Consider the following 11785-nt stretch of genomic DNA (forward strand, 5'->3'; position numbering starts at 1 on the left):
AGCGGCCGGAGCCGGAGCGGCGGCTTTGGGCTCAGCAGCCGGAGCCGCAGCACCCGAAGCCGAGATCTGGGCGATCACCTGGCCGGGGGTGACGGCTTCACCCGCCTGGACATTGATGGTCAGTACACCGGCTTCCGGAGCCGACACTTCAACCGCGACCTTGTCGGTCTCGATCTCGACCAGCAGCTCGTCCTTGGCGACCGTGTCACCCGACTGCTTGAGCCAGGTACCGACCGAACCCTCTGCAACGCTCTCGCCCATTGTCGGAACGGCGACGTCAACGACAGCGCCGTCCGTCGAAGCGGCGGCAGCAGCCGGAGCCGTTGCCGGAGCAGCCTCTGCGGCGGGAGCCAAAGCGGCGGCGGCACCACCTTCCGAAACCTGACCCAGAACCGTGCCCGGAACCACGGTGTCACCTTCGCCGGCGTTGATGGCCGACAGGGTGCCGTCGGCCGGAGCCACGACTTCCAGCGAAACCTTGTCGGTTTCCAGCTCGACGAGGATCTCGTCTTTCTTCACCGCATCGCCGACCTTCTTGGTCCACTTGGCGATGGTGGCTTCGGTCACGGATTCACCGAGGGCGGGGGTCAGAATATCAGCCATTTCAGGGGCTCTTTTTCGTAACGGGTCTTTAAATACGTTCTAGTGCGACGACGGCGTTTAGGCCATTGCCTCGGCGAGGAAGGTCTCGAGTTCCTTCAGGTGGCGGCTCATCAGGCCCGCGGCGGTCGAGGCCGAAGCCGGACGACCGACGTAACGGGCGCGCTTGGCCTTCACGTCCAGCTTCTCGAGGGTCAGCTCGATCCACGGATCAACGAAGGTCCAGCCACCCATATTCTTGGGCTCTTCCTGACACCACACCAGATCAGCGTTCGGGAAGCGTGCCAGTTCCGCCGAGATCGACTTGATCGGCCACGGATAGAACTGTTCCAGACGCAGGATGTAGATGTCGTTGATGCCGGCCTTTTCGCGGGCGTCGAGCAGGTCATAGTAAACCTTGCCCGAGCAGACGATGACCTTGCGGATGTCCTTGTCGGACTTCAGCGAGACACCGGCGACGGTCGGACGCAGCTCGGCGTCGTCGCGCAGGACGCGGTGGAAGGACGAACCCTCGGCCATGTCGGCCAGCGACGAGACAGCCTTCTTGTGACGCAGCAGCGACTTCGGCGTCATCAGGATCAGCGGCTTGCGGAATTCGCGGTGCAGCTGACGGCGCAGGATGTGGAAGTAGTTGGCCGGGGTGGTGCAGTTGGCGACCTGCATGTTGTTCTCGGCGCACTGCTGCAGGAAGCGCTCGAGGCGGGCCGAGGAGTGCTCGGGGCCTTGGCCTTCATAGCCGTGCGGCAGAAGCATGGTCAGACCGGACATACGCAGCCACTTGCGCTCGCCCGAGGAGATGAACTGGTCGATCACGACCTGTGCACCGTTCACGAAGTCGCCGAACTGGCCTTCCCACAGGGTCAGGGTGTTCGGATCGGCCAGCGAGTAGCCGTATTCGAAGCCGAGGACGGCTTCTTCCGACAGGGCCGAGTCAATGACTTCGAAGTGGCCTTGGCCTTCACGCAGGTTGTTCAGCGGGAAGTAGCGCTCTTCGGTGGTCTGGTCGGTGATGCCCGAGTGACGTTGGGAGAAGGTACCGCGCACCGAGTCCTGACCGGACAGGCGGATGTTGTAGCCTTCATCGACCAGCGAGGCGAAGGCGAGGCTTTCAGCCGTGGCCCAGTCGATGTTCTCGCCAGCAGCGACGGTTTCGCGGCGGGCGTCGATGACGCGCTTCAGGGTCTTGTGGACGTCAACGCTGTTCGGGATCGAGGTCAGGCGCGCGCCATAGTCCTTGAGCTTTTCAGCCGGAACGGCGGTCGAGCCGCGCCATGCGGCGTCCTCGGCCTTCTCAGCTTCCAGCCCCTTCCAGTTGCCGTCGAGCCAGTCGGCCTTGTCGGCCTTGAAGGTCTTGCCCGCTTCGAACTCGGCGTCGAGGAAGGCTTCGAACTTGGTGACCTGTGCGTCGACTTCGGCCTGGGTGATCACGCCCTCGGCCACCAGACGCTGCGAATACAGTTCGCGCGTCGAGGGCTGGTTCTTGATCTTGGCGTACATCAGCGGCTGGGTGAACGTCGGATCGTCGCCTTCGTTGTGACCGAAGCGACGGTAGCAGAACATGTCCACCACGACGTCCTTGTGGAACTTCTGACGGTATTCGGTCGCGACCTTGGCAGCGAACACCACGGCTTCCGGATCGTCACCGTTCACGTGGAAGATCGGGGCCTGGACCATCAGGGCCACGTCCGACGGATACGGGGTCGAGCGCGAGTTGCGAGGTGCCGTCGTGAAGCCGATCTGGTTGTTGATGACGAAGTGCATCGTACCGCCGGTACGATAGCCCTTCAGACCCATCAGGGCGAAGCATTCAGCCACGACACCCTGACCGGCGAAGGCGGCGTCACCGTGGATGAGGACCGGCATCACCTTGGAGCGGTCCAGAGCCCATTCAGCTTCCGGCTTGCCAGCGTTGGCCTCGCGGATATCGAAGGCCTGCTTGGCGCGCGACTTGCCCAGAACGACCGGGTTGACGATTTCAAGGTGCGACGGGTTGGCCGTCAGCGACAGGTGGACCTTGTTGTTATCGAACTCGCGGTCGGACGAAGCCCCCATGTGGTACTTCACGTCGCCCGAACCCTCGATGTCCGACGGAACGGTCGAACCGCCCTGGAACTCGTGGAAGATGGCCTTGTACGGCTTGCCCATGACGGCAGCCAGCATGTTCAGACGGCCACGGTGGGCCATGCCGAAGACCATTTCATCGACGCCCAGCGAGCCGCCGCGCTTGATGATCTGTTCCATGGCCGGAACCATGGCTTCACCGCCATCAAGGCCGAAGCGCTTGGTGCCCGGGAAGCGCTTGTGCAGGAAGCGTTCGAAGCCTTCAGCCTCAATCAGCTTGTTCAGGATGGCCAGCTTGCCTTCCTTGGTGAAGGCGTTCTTCTCGAACTTGTCGGCGCCTTCGATACGCTCCTGAAGCCATGCCTTCTCTTCCGGCTCGGAGATGTGCATGTACTGCACACCGATGGTGCCGGCGTAGGTACGCTTCAGGATTTCCATCACCTCGTTGAGCGAGGCGGTCTGCAGGCCCAGCACACCGTCGAGGAAGATCTTGCGATCCATGTCGGCGGCGGTGAAGCCGTAGAATTCTGGGGTCAGTTCCGGATGGATGATCGGCTTCTCGATACCCAGCGGGTCGAGGTTCGCAGCCAGGTGGCCGTTCACGCGATAGGCGCGGATCAGCATCAGGGCGCGGATGGAGTCGTGCGCGGCGGCACGGACGTGGTCTGCGGTCAGCGCACCGTCAGCGGCCGGAGCCGGAGCGGCAGGGCGTGCGCCCGGCTTGCCCGCCTTGGGGTCAGCCTTCGGAGCCGGCCAGCGGCCATCGAACACAGCCGTTTCTTCCGTCGGTTCTTCATCACGGTTGCGGCCCCACGAACCGGCACCTGCCGATTGCTTGACCAGATCGGCATTGTCTTTCAGCTGATCGAAGAAAGCGCGCCATTCACCCGACACCGAGGTCGGGTCATTGGCCCATTTCTCGTGCAGGTCCTCAATGAAGGCCGCGTTGGCACCGTAAAGGAAAGAGGTCTCGGCAAAGACCTGATTCAGCCGACCTGCATCGTCCGCCATTTTTCTCACACATCCTATTCCACCGTGGGCGCATCAAAAGCATCCACGAGCGAAGCCCATATAGGCCCTCTTTCCTCCTGGGTCATGGCCCTAGAATGGCCAAACGGGAGGAAATTCGTCGAAAGCGGCATAAAAAGCGCCGCCAAGCGAGTTCTGGACCACTGCCAACCCCTGTGAAATGCGAAAATCGTCCCTTTCGCCTTTCACAGAGCCCTGCCGTGCCGTGTTAGGCCCGCGCGGCTTCACCAACCCTTAACGCAAAGAAAAAGGCGGCAGAGCCGAAACTCCGCCGCCTTCTTTTTTCGATTTATCCGATCCTTGGATCGAAAAGGTCTTAGCCCTTGAGGACTTCGACCAGGGTCTTGCCCAGACGTGCCGGCGACGGCGAGACGCGGATGCCAGCGGCTTCCATCGCTGCGATCTTCGACTCCGCATCGCCCTTGCCGCCCGAAACGACAGCACCTGCGTGTCCCATGGTGCGACCCTTCGGCGCAGTACGACCGGCGATGAAGCCAGCCATCGGCTTCTTGCGGCCCTTCTTGGCTTCGTCGATCAGGAACTGGGCGGCGTCTTCTTCGGCCGAACCGCCGATTTCGCCGATCATGATGATCGATTGGGTTTCTTCGTCGGCCAAGAACATTTCCAGGACGTCGATGAACTCGGTGCCCTTGACCGGGTCACCACCGATGCCGACAGCCGTGGTTTGGCCCAGACCTTCGTTGGTGGTTTGGAACACGGCTTCATAGGTCAGGGTGCCCGAACGCGAGACGATACCCACGTTGCCCTTCTTGAAGATCGAGCCCGGCATGATGCCGATCTTGCACTCGTCCGGGGTCATGATTCCCGGGCAGTTCGGGCCCAGCAGGCGCGAGTTCGAGCGGTCGAGGCGAGCCTTGACGCGGACCATGTCCTGCACCGGAATGCCTTCGGTGATGCAGGTGATGAACGGGATCTCGGCTTCGATGGCTTCGATGATGGCGTCGGCAGCACCTGCCGGCGGGACGTAGATCACCGAGGCGGTCGCGCCGGTGGCGTCCTTGGCTTCGGCAACCGAAGCGTAGATCGGCAGGGTTTCGCCGTGCGAACCGGTCCAGTTGGTGCCGCCCTTGGTCGGGTGCACGCCGGCAACCATCTGGGTGCCGTGGTAGGCCAGAGCCTGTTCGGTGTGGAAGCCGCCGGTCTTGCCGGTCAGGCCCTGCACGATGATCTTGGTGTCTTTATTGACGAGGATGGACATGTGTCTGTTCTCTGAATTCTGGTGTGCAGGGCTTAGGCGACAGCGGCGACGATCTTCTGGGCGGCGTCGTCCAGATCGTCAGCAGCGGTGATGGCCAGACCCGACTCGTTCAGGATCTTCTTGCCCAGTTCGACATTGGTGCCTTCCAGACGGACGACCAGCGGAACCTTCAGGCCGACTTCCTTCACCGCGGCGACAACGCCTTCGGCGATGACGTCGCACTTCATGATGCCACCGAAGATGTTGACGAGGATGCCCTCGACCTTCGGGTCAGCGGTGATGATCTTGAAGGCTGCGGCAACCTTTTCCTTCGAAGCGCCACCACCGACGTCGCAGAAGTTGGCCGGCTCTTTGCCGTACAGCTTGATGATGTCCATGGTCGCCATGGCCAGACCGGCGCCGTTCACCATGCAGCCGATGTTGCCGTCGAGGGCCACGTAAGCGAGGTCCCACTTGGAGGCTTCGATTTCCTTGGCGTCTTCTTCGGTCTCATCGCGCAGGGCGCGGATGTCTTCGTGACGGAACAGCGAGTTGCCGTCGAACGAAACCTTGGCGTCGAGAACGCGCAGGTGACCGTTTTCCATGACGATCAGCGGGTTGATCTCGAGCAGGTCCATGTCCTTCTCGACGAAGGCCTTGTACAGGGCCGGGAACAGCGACTTGGCGTCTTCGGCGGCGTCGCCGGTCAGTTCCAGGGCAGCCGAGATCTTGGCGATGTCTGCGTCGGTGACACCGGCTTCCGGGTTGATCGCGATGGTGTGGATCTTTTCCGGGGTGTCGTGGGCGACGGCTTCGATGTCCATGCCGCCTTCGGTCGAGACGACGAAAGCGACCTGGCCGACCGAGCGGTCAACCAGCAGCGAGCAGTACAGTTCGCGGGCGATGTCGGCACCGTCTTCGATGTACAGGCGGTTCACCTGCTTGCCGGCTTCGCCGGTCTGGGCGGTGACGAGGGTGTTGCCCAGCATTTCCTTGGCGTGGGCGACGACTTCGTCGATCGAGAAGGCCAGACGCACGCCACCCTTGGCGTCAGCCGGCAGTTCCTTGAACTTGCCCTTGCCACGGCCACCGGCGTGGATCTGCGACTTCACGACGTAAAGCGGCCCGGGCAGTTGCTTGGCTGCGTCGGCAGCTTCTTCAACCGAGGTGATGGCTACGCCCGATGCGACCGGCGCACCGTAGCCCTTGAGGACCTGTTTGGCCTGATATTCGTGAATGTTCATTTTGGATCCGCGCCATTGGAGAGGTTTGGGGAAACTTTGGTCGGGCTTATAGGCGTTGCGCGTTCCGCAGTGCAACAGTCAGTCGCAAACTGCCTCACAAGAAGAGTTACAATGCAAAAAGGCCGTGCGCGATATGCACACGGCCTTTGCCGATCATTCTACAACGTTAGCGCGAATTAATCGGTCCAGTCCTTGGGCAGAGTGCGCGATGCACTGAAGAGCAGTACCGACGCGATCAGGTAAAAGCCCATTCCCGTATAGATTGCCCAGCGCAGACTTTCCTCCTTGAAAATCGGCTCAAGAAGATCGCTCATCCAGCCGAAGTAGAAGAATCCGACCGCCAGACCCAGTAGGTTGTTTATCAAGAGAAAGATAGCCGAAGCCGTCGAACGCATCGGTGCCGGAGCCAGATGCTGGACCGCCGCCGTGATCGGTCCCAGCCAGGCCAGGTTGAGGCCGGTCGGGATCAGGAAGATCAGGAAGGCAATCACCAGGCCCAGGGCTGCACTGCCGCCACCGGGCAGCATGGAGATGAGCGCGGGCGAGTTCATCGCCAGAATGAAGCACGGTGCCGAGATGATGAAGGCGATGGCCGGAACCAGCGGATAGGCGCCCTTGGAACGCCTGGCCATTTTATCGGCCACGGCACCGCCCATCCAGATACCCAGCAGACCGCCGATCAGGGCGATACCGGCGTAGTACCAGCTGACCTGTGACAGGGTCAGATCAAAGCTGCGTATGAAAAACAGCGGCAGCCAGCCTGCCACGCCGTAACCGCAGACCGACGAAGAGGCCGCCCCCAGCGACAGCAGCCAGAAGCTTTTCTTCTTCATGATGACCGAGCCTGTGGCCTTGGCGATCCACAGGGAGATGCCGATCACAGCCAACAGGCCCGCACCGAAGAACGGTATGACCGGATTGGCTACGCCCGTACCCATCAGGCTCAGAATGCCCAGTCCCGCAAACACACCGGCAATACCAAAGCAGGCCAGCGCAACCTTTTTGCCCAGACCGTTTTCATCAACGCTTTCAATCCGGGTCGCAGCCGGAGCTTTCGGGGGCGTAGCCGCCGCGACGTCCGCGCCACCGCGCTTGGGATCACGCACCGTCAGCCGCAGGATCGGCGCGATCAGAACGCCCAGAACCCCGACAACGATAAAGGCTGTGCGCCAGCCATACTGTGCCGCCAGCAGGCCGCCGACCAGCGTACCGCCCGCGGTACCCAGCGGGATGCCAAAGGCGAACGCGGCCATAGCCCGCGCGCGCTGGTTCGGAGGGAAATAGTCGGCGATCAGCGAATAGGCCGGTGCCACACCGCCCGCCTCGCCCACGCCCACCCCCATACGGAACAGGAACAGTTGGCCGAATGAGCCCGCCACACCACACAATGCGGTAAAGCCCGACCAGACCGTCAGCGCACCCGTCATGATCCACACGCGGCTGGAGCGGTCGGCCAGCCATGCCAGCGGGATCGCCAGGGTCGAATAGACCGAGGCAAATGCAATGCCTCCCAGCAGACCGAACTGGCTGTCCGAAAGCTTGAACTCTTCCTTGAGCGGGGCCGCCAGGATGCCGATGATCTGACGATCAACGAAGTTCAGCATGTAAACAAAGACGAGAATGGCCAGCACATAATAGCGATATGCCGGTGATGGAGCTTTTGGCTCTTCACCTGCCGTGCCGCCGACCGTTGGGCCTGAAGCCTGCGCCTGTGTCATGGCGTCCCCCTCCCGATATTTTTCTGCTCGGAACGGTAGCGGCGTCCCGGCAGTATGCAAAAGAAAAAGGGCGGTGGTGTTTTAACCGCCGCCCCCGTTGTCACTGCTGGCGAAAAGCCACGGCTCAGTATTTGGCCGTCAGCTTGACCATCCAGGTACGCGGCGCACCGAAATAGGCGGTGCGGATGTTGCCGATGGACGAGAACTCCTGCGCGTCGGTCTTATAGACCTCATCGGCAAGGTTCTGGCCGTACAGGCCGACCGAGTAACGGTCCGAGGCATCCGACCAAACGATGCGGGCGTCATACAGCCAGTAGCTGTCCTGATACATGCTCTCGAGTTTCTCGTTCGAGTTGGCCGGAGTGTTGTCCACCGCCAGTGCCATTTCCGAACGATATTTGGCAGCACCGCCGATGGTCAGGGACGCGCCGCCTTCCAGAGCGAACTCATACTGCGCGCCCATACGCAGGGTCCATTTCGGCGAGAAGGCCGGATCCTGGAAGGCACGCGAGCCACCGAAGTTGGTGAAGCGGGTGTCGTTGAACTCTTTGTATTCGGCGTCCAGATAGCCGACCTGGGCGTCGAGGGTCAGACCTGCCACCGGAACGAAAACGCCTTCGAGCTCGAAGCCCATGATATCCAGCTGACCGGCATTCAGGACCGACAGAACCGGAGCGGGCAGACCGGTGACCGGATCGGTGTCGAGACCGGCCACGCGGGCCTGGAAGTCTTCATACTGGGTCATGAAGGCAGCGGCGTTCAGGCGAACACGGCGGTCCATGAAGGTGGTCTTGGCACCGATTTCGAAGGTGTCCGCCGTTTCCGGCTGATACTCGGTCGCTTCGGTGGCCGAGTTGGCACGACCGTTGAAGCCGCCCGACTTGAAGCCCTGCGCATAGCGGGCATAGACCATCGCATCGTCCGTCAGCTGATAGTCAGCCGAGAGCATGATCGAGGTGTCGTCGTACTTGCCGACCGACGGCGCGAACACATAGGTCGCGTTGAAGGCAGGCAGCAGGCTGTAGAAGGTCGAGGTCGTACGCCAGTAGTCTTTCTCTTCCTCGGTATAGCGGATACCGCCCGAGACGCGCAGCTTGTCGGTCACATCATAGGTGACGTTGGCATAGAGGGCGGTCGAGGTGGTTTCCAGCGTGTCGTCGATCGTGCGCAGAAAGCCCGAGTTCAGGAATGCCGGACCCAGCAGGGCGTCGTTGTAGCTTTCCTGGTGGCTGTCCACGTTCTCGCGCAGATAGTACACACCGGCCACGGCGTTCAGACGATCGCCCGTATAGGTCAGTTGCAGTTCCTGGCTGAACTGGTTCTGGTCAACGGCGACCAAGGCATCGGCGATTTCCAGATGGGTCGCGTCAAAGTCGATGTAGTCGTCGGTGTTCAGCTCGCGGTAGGCCGTAATCGACTTCAGCGTCAGGCTTTCCGACAGGTCCCACGTCGCACGCAGGGACGTGCCCCAGGTTTCCAGACGGGTCTCATTCGGCAGGCCCGGCGTGGTGCTGGTCTTGAAATCATAGGTCGGGACCGGCTGCTGCACCGGATAGACGACACCACCGGCCAGCCACGTCAGGCTGTTTTGTGCCTGACCCACGGTCAGACCGGCATCATCCTTGGCGTAGTCGACCGTCATATCGAGACGGAAGTTCGAGGCGGGATCATAGGCCAGGCTGGCACGCAGGGCGTTAGTGTTCTTGTCGTTGTATTCCGCACCTGTGCGCGGATCGGTGACATAGCCACCGCGTTCCGAATGCAGGATCGACAGACCCAGAGCCAGCTTGTCCGTCACCGGACCCGAAGCCGCCGCCTGAACCTCAAACTGGTCGTAGTTGCCGAACGAGACGGAGCCGCGGGCGCGGAAGTCCTGACCCGGACGACGCGACACCAGCTTCATGGCGCCACCGATGGTGTTCTTGCCGTAAAGCGTGCCTTGCGGACCGCGCAGGATCTCAATGCGCTCGAGGTCGAGCAGGTCGAACTGGGTGCCGCGGATACGCGAATAATAGACGTCATCGACATAGACGCCGACGGCCGGGTCGAAGGTCTGCAGGCTGTCCGGCTGGCCGACGCCACGGATATAGATGTTGGTGGCGTTGGAGGAACCGCGGCCCTGAACAAGGTTCAGGTTCGGAACCGCGCCCTGCAGATCCGTGACCTGCTGGGCACCGACGCGCTCCAGGGTCTGACCCGAAAAGGCCGTGAGGGCCAAGGGGGTCTTCTGTGCCGACTCTTCGGTACGGCGAGCGGTAACGATGATGTCCTCGACAGCCGTCGCGCTGTCCTGGCTCTCCTGGGCATAGGCTGCGGTGCTGATAGCACTCAGGGCAGCGCCAGCCATCAAGGCGCACTTCACCATACGGTTCATTGATAGTCCCTCTGTTTCCAACCTGATCGACGCTTTTATTCAGCGTTCAATGATTTTTCTTAGCTGTGACGCTTATTGCTATGGCTGTCAAACGCCAAGATAGAATGGCACCTGACGTAACAGCGAACTGTGGCATGGTTGCACTGCTGCGGATTCCGTGGCCAAGACAGCGAAGACATGACCACAAACACCCCCAAGACGACGGCTGCAGACACCGCCAAGCGCCCGCGCAATGCAGGGGCGACCTCGGAGACGGGCAAGCGCGGCCGCCCCAAGAAAACGGCCAGCCAAGGATCTCTGGACACGCGCGAGAGCATTATGGATGCCGCAGAGGGCCTGTTCTCGCAGCACGGCTTCTATGGCGTGACAATCCGCGAGGTGGCCCGAGAGGCCGGTGTCGATACCGCTCTGGTGCACTATTATTTCGGCTCGAAGCGCGATCTGTTCGATGCCGTTTTCAATCGCCGCGCCGCTGTCTGGAACAATGAACGCGTGGCGGCAATGGACCGCTATGCCGAGAGCGAAGGCGACCGGATGACGCTTGAGGGCCTGCTGGAAGCCTTCCTGCGTCCTCCTTTCCAGTGGTCACTCAAGGGGGGGCCGGGGTGGAAACACTATGCGGCCCTTGTCGCCCAGACCAATGCCAATCCCGCTTTTGGCGGCGAGACGATGGCGCGCTATTTCGATCCGGCCATCCGCCGTCTGCTTGAACTTGTGCGGCGCATCCTTCCCGAGGCGACGGACGAACAACTGTACTGGTCCTGGCACAATCTTTCGGGGGCCCTCACGCTGACGCTCGGCGAGACGGGGCGCATCGACAGATTGTCGGGCGGACTGTGCAAATCAGGCGATCTGGATACGGCCTGCGATCAGATGGTGAAGTTCGGCGCAGCCGGTTTCCGCGCCGTCTGTCAGGGCTGATCCATGCGTATCAGCGCCCCGCATCGCCACCCCACTTTGCGCGGCATGGTCATAGGCGTCATCGCCGGAGTGTTTCTGGCGTTCAGCGGCGCTTTCGGATCAGGTCAGGAGCCGTTCTGGATCCGGCTGATCTACTGGGTCCCCCTGATCGTTCTGGGCGGCTTGTGGAGCCAGCTGTGCAGCCCGCTGTTGCGGCGCCTGATCGATACCGACGACCGCCCCTGGCTGGAGATTGCGCTGCTGACGCTGATGATGTCGGTGCCGGTGACACTGACCGTGTGGCTGACGACATCTATCCTGTTCTGGCATGCCCCTCCGAGGGTGAGTGCCCTATCGCATTTCTTGCTGCCGGTACTGGTGATCACGGGGGTCATGTCGGCCATCAACGTTCTCGTCTCCAAATCCGCTACGGTGGAAACACATCAGGTCGCCGGACAGGCCCCCGCCCGTTTCCTGCAGCGCCTGCCCGCCAAACTGAGAGGAGCCGAACTGTGGGCTGTCCAGGCCGAGGACCATTATCTGCGCCTGCACACAGAGCGTGGTTCGGACCTGATCCTGATGCGGCTGTCCGATGCCATCGACGAACTCGACGGTCTGGAGGGTGCCCGGACGCACCGCAGAGTTCGTCGATGGCATCGGA

8 protein-coding genes are annotated in these 11785 nt (G+C 61.7%); 2 read left to right on the forward strand and 6 right to left on the reverse strand.

Annotation, left to right across the window (positions count from 1 at the left end):
* The 6 genes from B3H86_RS00160 to B3H86_RS00185 all read right to left on the reverse strand — a co-directional run.
* A partial coding sequence (locus B3H86_RS00160; protein ID WP_292050508.1) for a biotin/lipoyl-containing protein occupies positions 1-603 on the reverse strand: 603 nt, incomplete at its 3' end.
* Positions 604-660: 57 nt separating this feature from the next.
* Entirely contained in the window at positions 661-3672 is a 3012-nt protein-coding gene (locus B3H86_RS00165; protein WP_292050510.1) for a 2-oxoglutarate dehydrogenase E1 component, read from the reverse strand.
* 334 nt (positions 3673-4006) lie between these two features.
* Positions 4007-4909, reverse strand: coding sequence for a succinate--CoA ligase subunit alpha (gene sucD, locus B3H86_RS00170; protein ID WP_292050511.1), 903 nt, complete (start codon positions 4907-4909; stop codon positions 4007-4009).
* Between the two features lie 32 nt (positions 4910-4941).
* Positions 4942-6132: an ADP-forming succinate--CoA ligase subunit beta gene (gene sucC / locus B3H86_RS00175; RefSeq protein WP_292050512.1), complete on the reverse strand. Its 1191-nt coding sequence runs from the start codon at positions 6130-6132 to the stop codon at positions 4942-4944.
* A 176-nt stretch (positions 6133-6308) separates the two neighbouring features.
* Entirely contained in the window at positions 6309-7850 is a 1542-nt protein-coding gene (locus tag B3H86_RS00180) for a spinster family MFS transporter (protein ID WP_292050513.1), read from the reverse strand.
* A 124-nt stretch (positions 7851-7974) separates the two neighbouring features.
* Positions 7975-10224 carry a TonB-dependent receptor gene (locus B3H86_RS00185; RefSeq protein ID WP_292050514.1) on the reverse strand — a complete coding sequence of 750 codons (2250 nt, stop codon included), beginning with the start codon at positions 10222-10224 and terminating at the stop codon, positions 7975-7977.
* Positions 10225-10401: 177 nt separating this feature from the next.
* Between B3H86_RS00185 and B3H86_RS00190 the strand changes: the two genes are divergently transcribed.
* The gene (locus B3H86_RS00190) at positions 10402-11145 is read left to right on the forward strand and encodes a TetR/AcrR family transcriptional regulator (RefSeq protein ID WP_292050515.1); all 744 of its coding nucleotides are present in this window, start codon (positions 10402-10404) and stop codon (positions 11143-11145) included.
* 3 nt (positions 11146-11148) lie between these two features.
* The coding region (locus B3H86_RS00195; protein ID WP_292050516.1) for a LytTR family DNA-binding domain-containing protein at positions 11149-11785 on the forward strand (637 nt) is incomplete at its 3' end.

The organism is Brevundimonas sp. UBA5866 (assembly GCF_002432125.1).
In the GTDB taxonomy this organism is placed as follows: Bacteria; Pseudomonadota; Alphaproteobacteria; order Caulobacterales; family Caulobacteraceae; genus Brevundimonas.

Bases quoted from the DNA above. Each gene is read 5' to 3' on its own strand.
- B3H86_RS00165 (WP_292050510.1), bottom strand. From the start codon at position 3,672: ATGGCGGACGATGCAGGTCGGCTGAATCAGGTCTTTGCCGAGACCTCT.
- B3H86_RS00190 (WP_292050515.1), top strand. From the start codon at position 10,402: ATGACCACAAACACCCCCAAGACGACGGCTGCAGACACCGCCAAGCGC.
- B3H86_RS00185 (WP_292050514.1), bottom strand. From the start codon at position 10,224: ATGAACCGTATGGTGAAGTGCGCCTTGATGGCTGGCGCTGCCCTGAGT.
- B3H86_RS00180 (WP_292050513.1), bottom strand. From the start codon at position 7,850: ATGACACAGGCGCAGGCTTCAGGCCCAACGGTCGGCGGCACGGCAGGT.
- sucC (WP_292050512.1), bottom strand. From the start codon at position 6,132: ATGAACATTCACGAATATCAGGCCAAACAGGTCCTCAAGGGCTACGGT.
- sucD (WP_292050511.1), bottom strand. From the start codon at position 4,909: ATGTCCATCCTCGTCAATAAAGACACCAAGATCATCGTGCAGGGCCTG.